Here is a 15,884-nt window from a genome sequence, read left to right as displayed (position 1 = left end):
TGAACAAGGGTTTCTCGTGTGATATCGGGATCGTCCATCAACTGAATGGCCGCACCCGACAGAATTATTGCCCTTTTCCTTGCATCAGCAGCGGAAAGAGGCCCGAGATTCACGCGGATCAGCGATTTTCCGAATTTTGATTCGACGCTAGCGGGAATTCTTTGCTGGAACGTGAATCCGTTTTCGCGTTTCCATAAATACATCTCAAGCCTCTCGTTCTGGCTCGCATGTGTACAAAGCAGTGTATTTCGCCATGTACGACGAAATTTTCTTCTAAAAATTTCCGTTCAAAATCATAGACTTATGGTCTATGGTGGGCCCGGAGGGACTCGAACCCCCAACCAAGCGGTTATGAGCCGCCGGCTCTAACCATTGAGCTACAGGCCCTGCAGCGGTTTGGCTGCCGTGTCCGGCGCAATGGTTCCCCGGAACGGGTTCCGCTCTAACGCAATTCTCCAGCGCTCACAAGGGACTGCCGCAATAGCTTCACAATCAATCGGCAAGACGACACTTAAGACTTCACAATCAGGGAGTGAAACATCGTGCTGCCGAACACCAGAACAATCGTCTTCAGCCTTCTGCTCGGTTTTCCGACTGCCGCTGCTATGGCGCTGCCGGCGCTGGCCGCCGATTCGCAGCCGCGTGAGGCTGTGATTTCCGTCAGCGGCGAAGGGCAGGCGAGTGTCGCGCCCGACATGGCGGTGCTCAACCTTTCCGTCGTGAAGCAGGCAACGACCGCGCGCGAGGCGCTCGATGAAAATAACAAGGCAATGAGCGATGTCCTTGCTGCGCTGAAAAAGGCAGGCATCGCGGAGCGGGATCTGCAGACCTCAGGTTTTGCGGTGCAGCCGCAATTTAACTACCCGCAGTCCAACGATGGCCAGCCTAAGCCGCCGGAATTGATCGCTTACCAGGTCAGCAATTCGCTGAGCGTGCGCGTCCGCGACTTGTCCAGGCTCGGCGCCATCCTCGACGAAGCTGTCACGCTCGGCGTCAACCAGGGTGGAGACATTCAGTTCACGAATGACAAGCCGGAGAAGGTGATGGAAGAGGCGCGAAAGAAAGCCGTCGCCAACGCCATCGAGAGGGCAAGGACTCTGGCCGGGGCTGCCGATGTCAAACTCGGGCGCGTGATCGAGATCAGCGAGACGTCGCCGCGTGCGCAGCCGGTACCGGTCTTACGGGCTGCCATGATGAAGGAGGCGGCAGACTCAGCCGTGCCGGTTCAGGGCGGTGAAACCAGCTACAATGTTACGGTCAACGTGACATTTTCGATCGCTCAGTGATCGTCAACGGGTTTGATCCGTGACCAATGGCCATTGATATTCGCTGCAATATCAATGGCCTGTTTGTTTTTGTCGAACGCCGGGGAACCTTCGGGCAATAAAAGGCTTTATCACGCATATATTACACTATAACATCGATCGTGTTTTCGGCCCGCAGGGAACCCTGAGTTCTGTTTCCCACGTCGCTGCCGGCCGAAGAGGAGGAATGGCACTAGCCCTAAAGAGGAGACAGACATGACGAATGCCTTGCCGCCGCTTCACAATGGACACGCCCCGTTCACCCTTCAGGAACTCTTCCGAGAAGCCCTCTATGCCTTTGAAGAGTGGGATACGGAACTCACAGAACCGATCGTCACCTTCGAAGGACGCGTTGTACCCATCAGTCAGGTCTTCGAAGCGATGCGTCTATGCGACGATATCGTTCCGATGAACATCGTCGGAGCCGTGACCGAACGGCTTACCAAACCCTGGGAAGGCGAAGGACCGCTCGACCAAATGAGTTTCTCGACTGCCGCCCGTGTCATGGGCGTCCTCGTGCGCAAGCGCCTGCTTGCAAATGGCACGGCTGATATTGTCGCCGTTGCAGAACAGACAGCCGAGCGTCGCTCCGGCAATTGACTTCCTGGATTGCGGTCCTATGGCCGCAATCCCGCTCCCAGGTGAAAATTTGCTATAGTTCGAAGGCTTCCTTGAGGCCGACGCTCTTGTGTTCGCGCAGGTCGAGATCGGCCTCGATGTGGGCAATGTGGTGCAGCATCAGCCTGCACGCCTCGTCAAGATCGTTACGCTCGATTGCGGCGACGATGTCGCCATGCTCGGAATGACCGCAACTCGATATGGTCGATTGGCCGTAAAGAGCAATCACCAGCGACGAGCGGGCAACCAGTTCATCCATGAAGCGCTGCATGATGGCGTTTCCGGATATGCCGGCAAGCGTCAGGTGAAAGTCGCCTGATGCCTTGATCTCGGCGCGCCGCGCCGTCTGGCCGCGCTCGCCCATCAACCGGCCTTCTTCGAGCAGCAATTGCTTCAGGTGCTGGATCTGCGAAGGCGTAATCTTGGCTGCCGCCTCGCGCAAGATTCCGGGCTCGACGAGACGGCGCGCGGCAAAGATCTGGCGCGCTTCCTCGGGCGAGGGGTAGGCGACGAACGCGCCGCGATTCTTTTCGACGCTGACCAGCCCCTCGTAGGAGAGAGCCTGCAAGGCGGCGCGAGCGAGCGTACGGCTGACATTGAACAGATTGCCGACATCGCTCTCCGATAATTTCGTTCCCGGCGAAAGGCGCCGCTCCACGATCGCGTCGCGGATCGCGTCGCGGATCTGTTGTGCGCCTGTCTCGGCTGAATCCTCTGCGATTTGCAGGGCCGTTGCGGTGGATTTCATGAACTCGGATACCTTTTGACCGGGAAATGATATCTGCGTTTCGCGCAAAAGTTAAACGGAATTTGTGCGCAAAGTTTGGGCTAAATTGTATACGATATTCTGCACGAATTGCAGACGATAGCCTATTTTGTGTGCATATTCGTATGTCGCCTCATTTTTCATATCTGGCGCAATCTTGGCGGCAAGCCTTTGATTTGGCGCCGCTTGATGCGCGGCAATAGAAACTGGCATGGCAGATGCATTGTCTTTCTCAAACAGAGGAAGACCAATGTCTAAAGCCGCAGAGATCGATATCGTATCCGTTTCGAAGATGTATGGCGCCACCACGGCGGTCCACGCCATCAGCCTGAAGATACCGGCCGGTTCCTACTGCTGCTTTCTCGGGCCTTCCGGCTGCGGCAAGACGTCGACGCTGCGCATGATTGCCGGGCACGAGAGCATTTCCTCAGGTGACATTCGGCTCGGCAACACTGTTGTCACCGACTTTCCGCCGGCCAGGCGCGGCACGGCGATGATGTTCCAGTCTTACGCGCTGTTTCCGCATCTTGACCTCGTCGACAATGTCGCCTTCAGCCTGAAGATGAAGGGTGTCGAGAAGGAAGAGCGTCGCGCCAAGGCGTTGGAGATGCTGAAGCTGATGCAGATGGACGCCTATGCGACGCGGCGACCGGCGCAGCTTTCCGGCGGCCAGCAGCAGCGCGTGGCGCTGGCGCGCGCGCTGATCACCGATCCTGAAGCGCTGCTGCTCGACGAGCCGTTGTCGGCGCTTGATCCCTTCCTGAAGATACGCATGCGTGCTGAGCTCAAGAAGCTGCAAAAGACGCTCGGCATTACTTTCGTCCACGTCACGCACAGCCAGGAAGAGGCGATGGCGCTCGCCGATATCATCGTCATCATGAACGACGGCAAGATCGAGCAGGCAGCGACGCCGCGCAAGGTGTTCGAGGAACCTGCTACAGCGTTCGTCGCCCGCTTCATGGGTGATCATAACGTCCTGTCCGGTCGCGTTGTTTCCTCGGAAGACGGCGTCACGACGCTCGAGGTGCCGGAGGGGCAGACCTTCTCGGTGCGGGGTAACACCAAGATGGCCGGCGAAGCTGTCGACATCGGCGTTCGCACCGACCGGGTCCGGCTCGATGCGGCAAGCGATAAGACGCTCGGTTTCAACGGCGTCGTCTCCAACATCGAATATCGCGGCGCCTCGGTGAAGATCACCGTGGCCGGCGCGGGCAGTGACGACTTCACGGTCATCGCGAGTGACGGCGACTACTTCGCCAAACCCGTATCGGTCGGCGATGCGGTGTCTCTGAGTTGGGCTCTGGAGGACGCGGTCCTCCTTGGCCATGCATGAACCTCACCAGCAAAAAGAAGGGGAACTGACATGACAACTGAAAAGAAGACGACCAAGACGGCAGCGGGGATCTCTCGCCGCAGCCTGCTCAAGACCGGGGCTGCTGCCCTCGGTGCGGCCGCCGGCTCCGGCCTGATCACCGGCTTCCCGACCATCTGGGCGCAGTCGAACATCACGCTTCGCCAGTTCGGCACGGGTGTTTCGAACATCAACGCCATTGCCGAGCAGTGCAAGAAGGACCTCGGCATCACGCTCGAGATGACGGCGACCGATTCCGACGCCGCGGCCCAACGCGCCGTGACGCAGCCTGATAGCTACGACATCGCCGATATCGAATACTGGATCCTGAAGAAAGTCTATCCGACCGGTGTCATCCAGCCGATGGATGTCAAGAAGCTGAAGTACTACGACAAGGTCGTACCGCTGTTCAAGAACGGCAAGCTGAAGCCGGACAGCGTCATCGCCCAGGGCACGGCGCCGCACACGGTCGGCTATGTCGAGAGCGCGGATGCCAAGACCTTCGCCAAGGGCGAGACCGAACTCTTCACCATGATGCCGACGATCTACAATGCCGATACACTCGGCATACGCCCCGATCTCGTCGGCCGCGATATCACCACCTGGGCCGATATCATGGATCCGAAGTTCAAGGGCAAGACCTCGATCCTCAACATCCCGTCGATCGGCATCATGGACGCCGCGATGATCATGGAAGCGCTTGGCAACATCAAGTACGCCGACAAGGGCAACATGACCAAGGCAGAGATCGACAAGACGATCGAGTTCCTGATCAAGGCGAAGCAGGACGGCCAGTTCCGCGCCTTCTGGAAGAGCTTCGACGAGTCGGTCAACCTGATGGCATCAGGCGAAGTCGTCATCCAGTCCATGTGGTCGCCGGCCGTCGCCGCCGTCCGCTCCAAGGGCATCGCCTGCAAGTATCAGCCGCTCAAGGAAGGCTATCGCTCGTGGGGCGGCGGTCTCGGCCTTGCCTCGCACCTCAAGGGCGCACAGCTCGACGCGGCTTACGAGTACATCAACTGGTACACGTCCGGCTGGGTCGGCGGCTATCTCAACCGCCAAGGCTACTACTCCGCCTGCATGGATACGGCCAAGAACTTCATGACATCAGACGAATGGGGCTACTGGATCGAAGGCAAGCCGGCGCAGGGCGATATCCTCTCGCCGGAAGGCAAGGTCATGGAGAAGGCGGGTGCGGTTCGCGACGGCGGCTCGTTCGAAGAGCGCATGGGCCATGTGGCTTGCTGGAACTCCGTCATGGACGAGGATCGCTACATGGTTCGCCGCTGGAACGAGTTCATCGCGGCCTAGAGCGGGGATGCCGAAAAGTGTAGGTGGTTTTCGGCTGAAATCCCGCTCTAACTTTATGATTTAGAGGCGGATTCAGATTTTAGGTCGGCTGGACCTAAAATCATCCGGCTCTAAGGCAAACTGCTTCTGCCAGGCCCTCTCCCCAGTTCCTTTGGGGGGAGGGCATCGACAACGGAGAGACCGGAACATGGCGACGATCGCGTCTTCGCAGACCGACCAACAATCGGAACAGATAAGCCGTCGACGAATTGGATGGCCGGCTTGGGCAGCCTCCTATCTGCAGGCAACGCCGCTGATCCTCATTCTCGGCTTCTTCTTCATCCTGCCGATCGCCATGATCGCTGTCGTCAGTTTCTGGGATTATGACTTCGCCGGACTCTACCCGGCCTTTCTGACCATGAACTACACCGACACGCTCGGTTCATGGGTCACTTGGAAAACCTATCTCAACACACTGAAATTCACGGTGATCGTCTGGGGGCTGACGCTCGTCATCGGTTTCTGGGTCGCCTACTTCCTCGCCTTTCACATCCGCCGGACGACCACGCAGATGATCCTGTTTCTGGTCTGCACCGTGCCGTTCATGACCTCCAACATCATCCGCATGATCTCCTGGATCCCGGTGCTCGGTCGCAACGGTCTGGTCAATTCCGCGCTGGTGCAGATAGGCATCGTGCCGCAGCCGATCGAATGGCTTCTCTACTCCGATTTTGCCGTCGTTCTTGCGATGGTGCATCTCTACACGCTGTTCATGGTCACGCCGATCTTCAACACGCTGATGCGTATCGATCGCTCGCTGTTCGAGGCGGCGCGCGACGCCGGCGCCAGCGGCTGGCAGATCCTCTGGAATGTCGTACTGCCGCTGGCAAAGCCCGGCATGGCGATCGGGACGATCTTCGTCGTCACTCTCGTCATGGCAGACTTCTCGACGGTTCAGGTCATGTCCGGTGGCCAGAGCGCCTCGGTCGCGTTGATGATGAAGAACCAGATGTCGCTCTTGCAGTATCCGGCAGCGGCTGCCAATGCGGTCGTCCTGCTTGCGGTCGTCTTGATGATGGTTGCCGCGATCCTGCGCGTCGTCGATATCCGCAAGGAGCTGTGAGATGAACCACGAGAAGCGTACCTTCGAATTCTATGTGCTCGCAGCCTTCTTCCTCGTCTTCGTGCTGTTCCTGTACGGGCCGCTCTCGGCAATCCTGATCCTGTCCTTCCAGGGCCCGGATGGCGGCCTGACATTCCCGCTGAACGGCGTCTCGCTGCATTGGTTTTTCAATCTGTTCGAGAAGCAGGCGGTGGGCGATTTCGGTGCCTCCTTCCGCCGTTCGTTCTCGCTCGGCCTGATGGTGATGGTCGTCACCGTCGTCGTCTCGCTGCTTGCGGGTCTCGCGTTTCGCCGCCGGTTCCGCGGATCGACCGTGCTTTTCTATGCGACGGTCGCAAGTCTCGTGGTGCCATCGATCATCATTTCGCTCGGGATCGGCGTGGTTTTCCAGCAAAGCGGCCTGAAGCCCGCCTGGTACTCCTCTGCCTTCGGCGCGCATCTGACATGGACGCTGCCATTTGGCGTGCTGATCATGTTTGCCGTCTTCAATCGCTTCTCGCCGGCCTACGAAGAGGCGGCGCGCGATCTCGGGGCGACTTCATGGCAGACCTTCCGGCATGTCGTGCTGCCTATGATCGCACCGAGCCTGATCGGCGTCGGGCTGTTCGGCTTCACGCTCTCTTACGACGAGTTCGCTCGCACGCTCATGACGTCGGGCAGCTACAATACGCTGCCGCTCGAAATCTACGGCATGACCACGAATGTCACGACGCCGGTGCTCTATGCGCTTGGCACGGTGACGACGCTGTTTTCCTTCACCATCATTCTCGTTGCGCTCGGCATCATGCTCATGCTGCGCCGGCGTCAGGCAAAGATAAGCTGATCCAATGCGCATTCTTCTGGTCAATCCCAATACGACAGTGTCCATGACCGAGAAGGCAGCCGTTGCGGCTCGCGCTGTCGCGGCCTCCGGCACCGACATCGTCGCCGCGACCTCGCGCATGGGGCCAGCGTCGATCGAGGGACACTATGACGGGGCACTCGCAGTCCCCGGGCTGCTGAGTGAACTCAGGGAGCGGGCTGGCGCATATGATGCAGCCATCATCGCCTGCTTCGACGATACGGGGCTCGATGCAGCACGCAGCCTTGCCGACGTACCGGTGCTTGGACTTTGCGAATCTGCGGTCGCCACTGCCGGCTTTCTGGCGCAGAGGTTTACCGTCGTGACGACGCTGGAGCGCTCACGCGTGCTGATCGACAATCTTGTCCGACGCTATGGCATGGGCGGACGCGTCAAGGTGCGCGCCTCTGACATACCGGTCCTTCAGCTCGAAGATCCCGCCTCGGGCGCTATTGGCAAGCTGCGCGCCGAGATCGAACGGGCGCTGTCAGAGGATGGCGCGGAGGCAATCGTGCTTGGCTGCGCCGGCATGACCGATCTCGCTCGCGATCTACAGGATATCTACGGCGTGCCAGTGGTCGACGGGGTGGCTGCAGCGGTTAAGCAGGCGGAGACGTTGGTCTCGCTCGGATTATCGACCAGCAAACGCGGTTCCTACGCATCGCCGCTGGCCAAGCCGTTTACAGGCGCGATGAGCGCCTTTGCGCCGATCCGGGCGACAGGCTGATCCATGACTGTGTCCTTCGATTTTGAGACGCTCTCCGAGCGCGAACGCTATAAGCTAATGATCGGCACGATCATTCCGCGGCCGATCGCGTTGGTGACGACAGTGGACGAACACGGCCGGACCAACGCCGCACCCTTCAGTTTCTTCAACTGCCTCTCGGCCGATCCGCCGATCCTAGCGCTTGGTGTCGAGAATAATCCCGATATGTCCTTTAAGGACACTGGTCACAACATCCGTATGACCGAGGTCTTCACGGTCAACATCGTGTCCTTTGCCATCGCGGAGGCGATGCATGTCTGCGGCTCGAAATATCCTCGCGGCGTCGATGAACTGAGGGAGGCCGGTCTGACAGCAGTCCCCGGCCAGAAAGTCGCCTCGCCGTGGATCGCGGAAGCGCCGGCAGCCTTCGAGTGCAGGCGTCACCTCACGCTGGAGCTCGGCAAGTCCCGGCAGATCATCATGGGCGAAATCGTCTATGCGCACTATCGCGACGGCGTCGTAGACCCGGAAAGGCTACGCGTCGATCCTGCAGAGATTGACGCCATTGCGCGTCTCGGCGGTGATACCTGTTCGACGATCCGCGACCGCTTCGAAATGCTGACACCCAAGTTGTAAAGGTCCGTGGCATCGCCACGATTCCGCTTTACTTTTCCCCTCCGCTTGCATTTGTTCAGAAAAAAGCCTTGCAGGAGAGGAAGCCCACGTGACCATGCCCGAAGAAGACCTCAAGCGGATCGCGGAACAGGAAAAGGTATTGAGTTTCGATACCTTCGATCTCACGACCGCATGGCAACTCGGCAAGCTCCTGCAGGAGCTTGGAACCGAACGTGGCCTCGGAATTGCGATCGATATTACGCTGCATTCGATGCCGGTCTTCTATGCTGCGCTCCCGGGCGTCACGCCCGACAACGTCCAGTGGGTGCGGCGCAAGCGCAATCTGGTGCTGCGTTATTTCAAGAGCAGCTACGCGATCGGTCTCGATCTCAAGCAGAAGGGCAAGACTGTCGCCGACAACGGCCTCGCTGATGCCGATTATGCACCTCACGGCGGCAGCTTCCCGATCAATGTGAAGGGCACTGGCTGCATCGGCGCGGTCACAGTCTCGGGGCTGCCGCAACGCGACGACCACAACCTTGCGGTTGAGGCACTGGCACTGATGCTGGCGAAGGATCTCGACGCGCTGCGTCTGGCCTGATTGTCGAGGTAGGCAACCTCGTTTGCGGAAGTCGCCTAGTTTGCACTTGAACCGAATATGGCGTTTTCCAACCATGGGTTAGAGAACGTCCGTTCCGGATCCATCCTGTCTCGAAGGCGCGCAAACTCGGGAAGCTTTTCATATTTGGCGCCGATGTGGCGCCCGGTGAAGACCTTGCCCCAATGCGGCAAGGCCGCGAAGGGCAAGAGCGCTTGCTCAATGTGCTCCACGGCCGCGTTGACTGCTTCCTGATTCCGAACCCAGGTAAAATGGATCGAGAGCGTGTCTCGGTGATATTGAGGGCTGAGCCACAGTTCATCGGCGGCGACTGTCCGGAATTCCGCTACTTGCACCAAATGCGCAAACCTCTCACGGATTGCCAGCAACGTGTCGACAGCGGCTGCTCCGTATTCTCGCGGAATGTGGAACTCGGACTGGATCTCCTCGCCGTTGCTGGGCGTGAACCCCATCTTGAAGTGCGGGAGCCTGTCGGACCATCGGCCAGGCTGCCCCAACTGTTCCGTGGAATTTTGCGCATCCAATCCGCTGATGGGATGCCTGTTGACCATCGCGCGCGCTGCGCCGTGGATGGCGGTGGGCCACTCATCGGCCGATGCGGTTCTCTTGACCCAAATCGATCCGGCTTGTTGACCCCATTGCGTGAACACACTGACACTGTAGCCCGCGGCCATGATCTCATCGAGGTTGGCCAACAGCTTGTCCCAGGCCAATCCTTCGTAAACATACTGCGCGACCTGAAATTCCGGCTGGACATCAAGCGTTACGCGCGTGACGATGCCAAGCACGCCCAGATGTACTGCCATTCCCGGGAAATCGGCATCACCGCGTACTACCTTTATGAGGCGACCGTCGCCTGAAACAATTTCAAGCCCGGAAACCGCTGTCGCCAGGTTGCCATTTCGGTTGCCTGATCCATGCGTTGCCGTGGCAATTGCTCCGGCAATCGAAATATGTGGCAACGAGGCTAGATTATGAACGGCGAGATGATTCCGATGGAGGAAAAGTGCAAGCTCTCCATAGGTGCAATGACCGCCAACGGAAACCTGTGTTCCATCGCCTTCGATCACAGGGTTGATCGGTAGCTCGGCAAGCGACAGGGCCACTTCGCCATCGGCGATTGCGTTGAACGAATGGCCCGAGCCCACCGCTTTTATCTTTGGCGAACGCGCCACGATTTCGCAAACCGCGTCCACGGAAGACGGGTATAGGCAGTCGCGAAAGCGATAGTGAAAACTTGCTGCCCAATTGGTCGTTGGAATCCGCGTCATAGACAAAAACCTCGCACCGATTTGTTTTCTATCGCACAGCCATTCCAACGACCAGTCGTCGTTTATGCCGGTGCGTCGCATCCGCCGTTCTAGTCACGGCGCCGACGCGATACCACTGGAAATGATGGCCGCGCGCCATTGAGGTGGCGCGCTTTAAATCAGATCTTGCCGCCCGCTTCGGAAATGACCTTGGTCAGGCTTCCGTTCGCCGGGAAGAGGGGGATCAGGCACGCCTGCAGGGCGTGGTAGATGTCGCCCCTGCCAGGGAAGATCGTATGGGCAGGCACCAGGTCTTCCGTCAGTTCCTCATGCCAGCCGCCATTCTTGTGATCGATGAAGGAGCGTTCGATGACGTTCCAGATCTTGCGGTAGTGTTCCTCATGGTAGTCACTCGGCAGGTGTTCGTTGAGGAAGTGCGCGGCACCGGCGCCCTCGCAAGCAGGCCACCACAGTTTGTTACGTTTGGCGGGCCTGTCTTGCCAGTCGAGCGTATAGAAGAAGCCGCCCTTATTATCGTCCCAACCGAGGGCGATCGACTGCGAGAACAGGCTCTTGGCTGCATCCGGCATCCAGTCATGCTTCTTGTTGCCAAGCACCCAGAGCTGAAGAAGGAGACGCGCCCATTCCAGCCAATGACCGGGGGTGGTACCTGCCGGGCGGAACATTTCGTTCGGATGATAGTAATCCTTGTCGAGGACCCAATCGGTGCTGAAGTGTTCGGCCACGCGCCAGCCGACGGAGCCGGCGGCACGACGAATGACGAGGTCGGCAATGCTTTCGGCCTTGGCGAGATAGTCGCGGTTGCCGGTTGCCTCGAAGGCAGCCATCAGCGCTTCGGTCAGGTGCATGTTGGAGTTCTGGCCGCGATAGTTGCCGCTGTCGAGGGGCTGCCAGTCGGCGGTGAACTCTTCGGCGATGGCGCCGTGCGCGGCTTCCCAGAACTTCGTGTTCAGGACGTCGGTGATGTCGGCAAGCATGCCGTCGGCAAGCGGATGGCCGACTGTTTTTGCGGAGGAGGCTGCGAGCAGCACAAAGGCGTGGCCGTAGCCCTGCTTGTTTGAATCGACGGGGCCGTTGTCGTCAAGAGACCAGAAGTAGCCACCGTTCTTGGTGTCGCGGTGATGCTTCCAGATGTACTGCATGCCGTGATCCACGACGTCGGCGGCGCCGGGGCGGCCGAGAAGGGTGCCGATCGCGAAGCAGTGAACGGCACGCGACGCGATATGGATCGGGCGGACCTGGCCTGCGGCATTGAGCGGCTTGCCGGTGTCGTCGAGATCGAAGAAACCGCCCTTTGGGTTGATGGAATTGTGCTGGAAGAAATCGAAGAGCCCGTTTGCCTGTGCAAGAAGCCAGTTGCGGTGGTAGGTGCGGGTGGTCCAGTTTCCGAGCGCGGCGTCGCCGCTTGCAGCTACCATGATACTCCTCCGATTTCGTGCACAAAAGCCTTCGCAACCGCCTATATAGGGGCCGCCCGAGTCTGTCATCTGTCAAGCGCCGCAAAGGCGCCACATGATAGGCATATATTGACATAAAGATATCTTTATGTGATTTGGTCAACTGGTCTGCAACGACGTCAAGGAGTCCGCCCGTGTTTGATACTCTGTTTGGTTCCGAAGGGGCAAAGCGCGACGGTAGTGAAGTGTTTGCTGCGCTTAAGAAAGCCGCCAGCGAACGCATCCTCGTTCTTGATGGCGCCATGGGCACGCAGATCCAGGGGCTGGGCTTCGATGAAGGCCATTTCCGTGGTGACCGCTTCATCGGTTGTGCCTGCCACCAGAAAGGCAACAACGACCTTCTGATCCTGACGCAGCCGGATGCGATCGAAGAGATCCATTACAAATACGCCAAGGCCGGCGCCGACATTCTCGAGACCAATACGTTCTCGTCGACACGCATCGCGCAGGCCGACTACGCGATGGAAGGCGAAGTCTACGCGCTCAACAAGGAAGGCGCCGAGATCGTGCGTCGTGCCGCAATCCGCGCCGAGCGCGAGGATGGCCGTCGTCGCTTCGTCGCGGGCGCGATCGGCCCGACGAACCGTACGGCGTCGATCTCTCCCGACGTCAACAATCCCGGCTTCCGCGCCGTCACCTTCGATGACCTGCGTACAGCCTATGCGGAGCAGATCGACGGCCTGATCGATGGCGGCGCCGATATCATCCTGATCGAGACGATCTTCGACACGCTGAACGCCAAGGCAGCGATTTTTGCCTGCGAAGAGCGCTTCGAGGCCAAGGGCGTCCGCCTGCCTGTCATGATCTCGGGCACGATCACCGATCTTTCCGGCCGCACGCTGTCCGGCCAAACGCCGTCGGCCTTCTGGAACTCGGTGCGTCATGCCAATCCGTTCACGATCGGTCTGAACTGCGCGCTTGGCGCCAACGCCATGCGTCCGCACCTGCAGGAGCTATCGGGCGTTGCTGACACCTTCATCTGCGCCTATCCGAATGCCGGCCTGCCCAACGAATTCGGCCAGTATGATGAGACGCCGGAACTGATGGCGGCGCAGATCGACGAGTTTGCCCGCGAGGGCCTCGTCAACATCGTCGGCGGCTGCTGCGGCTCGACGCCGGAGCACATCAAGGCGATTGCTGAGGTCGTGGCCAAGCACAAGCCGCGTCCGATCCCCGAGCATCGCCCCTTTATGTCGCTGTCGGGCCTCGAGCCTTTCGAGCTGACCAGGGACATTCCCTTCGTCAACGTCGGCGAGCGCACCAACGTCACGGGCTCCGCGAAGTTCCGAAAGCTGATCACCAATGCCGACTACACGGCAGCGCTCGATGTCGCGCGCGACCAGGTGGAAAACGGCGCGCAGATCATCGACATCAACATGGACGAGGGCCTGATCGATTCCGAAAAGGCGATGGTCGAGTTCCTGAACCTGATCGCTGCCGAGCCCGATATCGCGCGCGTGCCTGTCATGATCGATAGTTCGAAGTTCTCGATTATCGAGTCCGGCCTGAAACGCGTCCAGGGCAAGCCGATCGTCAACTCGATCTCGCTCAAGGAAGGCGAAGAGAACTTCCTGGCGCAGGCGAAGCTGCTGCATGCTTATGGTGCTGCTGTTGTCGTCATGGCCTTCGACGAGACGGGGCAGGCGGACAGCTACGAGCGCAAGGTCGAGATCTGCGCCCGTGCCTACAAGCTCCTGACCGAAAAGGCAGGCTTCCCGCCTGAAGACATCATCTTCGATCCGAACGTCTTCGCGGTCGCGACCGGCATCGAAGAGCACAACAATTACGGCGTCGACTTCATCGAGGCGACGCGGACGATCCGCAAGACTATGCCGCTCGTGCATATCTCGGGCGGCGTCTCGAACCTGTCCTTCTCGTTCCGCGGCAACGAGCCGGTGCGCGAGGCGATGCATGCCGTGTTCCTCTACCACGCCATCCAGGCGGGCATGGACATGGGCATCGTCAACGCCGGCCAGCTCGCCGTCTACGACCAGATCGATCCGGAGCTGCGCGAAGCCTGCGAAGACGTGGTGCTGAACCGCCGCGCCGATGCGACAGAGCGGCTGCTTGAGGTGGCCGAACGCTTCCGTGGCGCCGGCACCCGCGAAGCGAAGGTGCAGGATCTTGCCTGGCGTGAATGGCCAGTCGCTAAGCGGCTGGAGCACGCGCTCGTCAACGGCATCACCGAATATATCGAGGCCGACACCGAGGAAGCCCGCCAGCAGGCAGAACGGCCGCTGCACGTCATCGAAGGCCCGCTGATGGCCGGCATGAACGTGGTCGGCGATCTCTTCGGTTCCGGCAAGATGTTCCTGCCGCAGGTCGTCAAGTCCGCCCGCGTGATGAAGCAGGCGGTTGCCGTACTCCTTCCTTACATGGAGGAAGAGAAGCGCCAGAACGGTGGCGATGATCGGAAGGCTGCCGGCAAGATCCTGATGGCGACCGTGAAGGGCGACGTCCACGACATCGGCAAGAACATCGTCGGCGTCGTGCTCGCCTGCAACAATTACGAGATCATCGATCTCGGGGTCATGGTGCCGGCAACGAAGATCCTCGAGACCGCCGTTGCCGAGAAGGTCGACGTCATCGGTCTTTCCGGCCTGATCACGCCGTCGCTCGACGAGATGGTGCACGTGGCTGCTGAAATGGAGCGCCAGGGACTGGATCTGCCGCTGCTGATCGGAGGTGCCACGACCAGCCGTGTCCACACGGCCGTCAAGATCCATCCGGGCTATAACAAGGGGCAGACTGTCTATGTGACGGATGCCAGCCGTGCGGTCGGCGTCGTTTCTTCGCTGCTGTCACCTGAGGGTCGCGACGACTATGTGGCTGACATCCGCGCCGAATACGCGAAGGTGGCGGCGGCGCATGCGCGCAGCGAGGCCGAGAAGGTGCGTCTGCCGCTCGCCCGCGCCCGCGAGAACGCGCAGCAGGTCGATTGGGCGGCCTACAAGCCGACCAAGCCGAGCTTCCTCGGCACCAAGGTCTTCGACGGCTACGATCTGGCTGACATCGCCAAGTACATCGACTGGACGCCGTTCTTCCAGACCTGGGAGTTGCGAGGCCGGTTCCCGGCTATTCTCGAGGACGAGAAGCAGGGCGAGGCAGCGCGTGCGCTTTGGGCCGATGCGCAGGCGATGCTGACGAGGATCATCGACGAGAAGTGGTTCCACCCGCGTGCCGTCATCGGCTTCTGGCCGGCGAACGCTGTCGGCGACGATATCCGTCTGTTCAAGGACGATAGCCGCAAGGAAGAGCTTGCCACCTTCTTCACGCTGCGCCAGCAGCTGTCGAAGCGTGACGGTCGGCCGAACGTTGCGCTGTCGGACTTCGTTGCGCCTGTCGAGAGCGGCGTTCAGGACTATGTCGGCGGCTTCGTGGTTACGGCCGGTATCGAGGAGGTTGCGATCGCGGAACGCTTCGAACGCGCCAACGACGACTACTCGTCGATCCTCGTGAAGGCGCTGGCCGACCGCTTCGCGGAAGCTTTCGCCGAGCGTATGCACGAACAGGTGCGTCGCGAATACTGGGGCTACGCCAAGGACGAGCATCTCAGCAACGAGCAGCTCATCACCGAGGAATATGCCGGTATTCGCCCGGCGCCGGGCTATCCGGCACAGCCCGACCATACCGAGAAGAAGACGTTGTTCGGCCTGCTCGATGCCGAGAAGGCGGCAGGGGTGCAGCTCACCGAAAGCTACGCGATGTGGCCGGGTTCTTCCGTTTCCGGCATCTACATCGGCCACCCCGACTCCTACTACTTCGGCGTCGCCAAGGTGGAGCGGGATCAGGTCGAGGATTACGCGAACCGTAAGGGCATGGACGTTGCCGAGGTCGAGCGTTGGCTTGGGCCGGTTCTGAACTACGTGCCGCGCAAGCGCGACGAGGACATCGAGGACGCGGCCTGATCGGCTGGGTCTTCA

13 protein-coding genes and 1 tRNA gene are annotated in these 15,884 nt (G+C 59.8%); 10 read left to right on the top strand and 4 right to left on the bottom strand.

The genetic code is table 11. The features are described from left to right. Window positions 1-311 precede the first annotated feature (311 nt). A tRNA-Ile gene (locus tag ATY79_RS08120) sits at window positions 312-387 on the bottom strand. 155 nt (window positions 388-542) lie between these two features. Between ATY79_RS08120 and ATY79_RS08115 the strand changes: the two genes are divergently transcribed. Continuing rightward, window positions 543-1,286, top strand: a complete 744-nt coding sequence (locus tag ATY79_RS08115) for an SIMPL domain-containing protein (protein ID WP_088691896.1) — start codon at window positions 543-545, stop codon at window positions 1,284-1,286. Between the two features lie 234 nt (window positions 1,287-1,520). After that, window positions 1,521-1,904, top strand: coding sequence for a hypothetical protein (locus tag ATY79_RS08110; protein WP_088691897.1), 384 nt, complete (start codon window positions 1,521-1,523; stop codon window positions 1,902-1,904). A gap of 52 nt (window positions 1,905-1,956) precedes the next feature. On the opposite strand, the gene ATY79_RS08105 is transcribed toward ATY79_RS08110, so the two are convergent. Further along, a complete protein-coding gene (locus tag ATY79_RS08105) occupies window positions 1,957-2,670 on the bottom strand; it encodes a GntR family transcriptional regulator (protein ID WP_088691898.1) in 714 nt (237 codons plus the stop codon). A 268-nt stretch (window positions 2,671-2,938) separates the two neighbouring features. On the opposite strand from ATY79_RS08105, the gene ATY79_RS08100 reads away from it, so the two are divergent. From ATY79_RS08100 to ATY79_RS08070, 7 genes are all read left to right on the top strand, one after another. Next, a complete protein-coding gene (locus ATY79_RS08100; RefSeq protein WP_088691900.1) occupies window positions 2,939-4,021 on the top strand; it encodes an ABC transporter ATP-binding protein in 1,083 nt (360 codons plus the stop codon). A 30-nt stretch (window positions 4,022-4,051) separates the two neighbouring features. Beyond that, a complete protein-coding gene (locus ATY79_RS08095) occupies window positions 4,052-5,350 on the top strand; it encodes a PotD/PotF family extracellular solute-binding protein (RefSeq protein ID WP_088691901.1) in 1,299 nt (432 codons plus the stop codon). Between the two features lie 187 nt (window positions 5,351-5,537). Next, window positions 5,538-6,452: an ABC transporter permease gene (locus ATY79_RS08090; protein ID WP_088703423.1), complete on the top strand. Its 915-nt coding sequence runs from the start codon at window positions 5,538-5,540 to the stop codon at window positions 6,450-6,452. Between the two features lies 1 nt (window position 6,453). Further along, a complete protein-coding gene (locus ATY79_RS08085; RefSeq protein ID WP_088691903.1) occupies window positions 6,454-7,275 on the top strand; it encodes an ABC transporter permease in 822 nt (273 codons plus the stop codon). Window positions 7,276-7,279: 4 nt separating this feature from the next. Further along, window positions 7,280-8,020, top strand: a complete 741-nt coding sequence (locus ATY79_RS08080) for an aspartate/glutamate racemase family protein (protein WP_088691904.1) — start codon at window positions 7,280-7,282, stop codon at window positions 8,018-8,020. Between the two features lie 3 nt (window positions 8,021-8,023). Further along, on the top strand, window positions 8,024-8,635 hold the full coding sequence (locus tag ATY79_RS08075) for a flavin reductase family protein (RefSeq protein ID WP_088703422.1): 612 nt from the start codon (window positions 8,024-8,026) through the stop codon (window positions 8,633-8,635). A gap of 88 nt (window positions 8,636-8,723) precedes the next feature. After that, window positions 8,724-9,215: a heme-degrading domain-containing protein gene (locus tag ATY79_RS08070; protein ID WP_088691906.1), complete on the top strand. Its 492-nt coding sequence runs from the start codon at window positions 8,724-8,726 to the stop codon at window positions 9,213-9,215. A gap of 35 nt (window positions 9,216-9,250) precedes the next feature. On the opposite strand, the gene ATY79_RS08065 is transcribed toward ATY79_RS08070, so the two are convergent. Further along, window positions 9,251-10,504 (bottom strand): D-arabinono-1,4-lactone oxidase, encoded by a 1,254-nt coding sequence (locus ATY79_RS08065; protein WP_088703421.1) that lies wholly within the window; start codon window positions 10,502-10,504, stop codon window positions 9,251-9,253. A 158-nt stretch (window positions 10,505-10,662) separates the two neighbouring features. Continuing rightward, complete coding sequence (locus ATY79_RS08060) at window positions 10,663-11,922, bottom strand: AGE family epimerase/isomerase (protein WP_088703420.1); 1,260 nt, start codon at window positions 11,920-11,922, stop codon at window positions 10,663-10,665. A gap of 173 nt (window positions 11,923-12,095) precedes the next feature. On the opposite strand from ATY79_RS08060, the gene metH reads away from it, so the two are divergent. Further along, window positions 12,096-15,869: a methionine synthase gene (gene metH, locus ATY79_RS08055; RefSeq protein WP_088691909.1), complete on the top strand. Its 3,774-nt coding sequence runs from the start codon at window positions 12,096-12,098 to the stop codon at window positions 15,867-15,869. Window positions 15,870-15,884: the final 15 nt, after the last annotated feature.

This window comes from Rhizobium sp. R693, assembly GCF_002211315.1.
Taxonomy (GTDB): domain Bacteria; phylum Pseudomonadota; class Alphaproteobacteria; order Rhizobiales; family Rhizobiaceae; genus Rhizobium.
Note: the sequence above shows the minus strand (reverse complement) of the source record. Positions and strands in the feature narration are given on the sequence as shown.

What these genes read in the sequence shown, in the direction of transcription:
- ATY79_RS08080 (WP_088691904.1), top strand. Translation starts at nt 7,280, where the DNA reads ATGCGCATTCTTCTGGTCAATCCCAATACGACAGTGTCCATGACCGAG.
- ATY79_RS08060 (WP_088703420.1), bottom strand. Translation starts at nt 11,922, where the DNA reads ATGGTAGCTGCAAGCGGCGACGCCGCGCTCGGAAACTGGACCACCCGC.
- ATY79_RS08075 (WP_088703422.1), top strand. Translation starts at nt 8,024, where the DNA reads ATGACTGTGTCCTTCGATTTTGAGACGCTCTCCGAGCGCGAACGCTAT.
- ATY79_RS08095 (WP_088691901.1), top strand. Translation starts at nt 4,052, where the DNA reads ATGACAACTGAAAAGAAGACGACCAAGACGGCAGCGGGGATCTCTCGC.
- ATY79_RS08090 (WP_088703423.1), top strand. Translation starts at nt 5,538, where the DNA reads ATGGCGACGATCGCGTCTTCGCAGACCGACCAACAATCGGAACAGATA.
- ATY79_RS08100 (WP_088691900.1), top strand. Translation starts at nt 2,939, where the DNA reads ATGTCTAAAGCCGCAGAGATCGATATCGTATCCGTTTCGAAGATGTAT.
- ATY79_RS08065 (WP_088703421.1), bottom strand. Translation starts at nt 10,504, where the DNA reads ATGACGCGGATTCCAACGACCAATTGGGCAGCAAGTTTTCACTATCGC.
- ATY79_RS08105 (WP_088691898.1), bottom strand. Translation starts at nt 2,670, where the DNA reads ATGAAATCCACCGCAACGGCCCTGCAAATCGCAGAGGATTCAGCCGAG.
- ATY79_RS08085 (WP_088691903.1), top strand. Translation starts at nt 6,454, where the DNA reads ATGAACCACGAGAAGCGTACCTTCGAATTCTATGTGCTCGCAGCCTTC.
- ATY79_RS08110 (WP_088691897.1), top strand. Translation starts at nt 1,521, where the DNA reads ATGACGAATGCCTTGCCGCCGCTTCACAATGGACACGCCCCGTTCACC.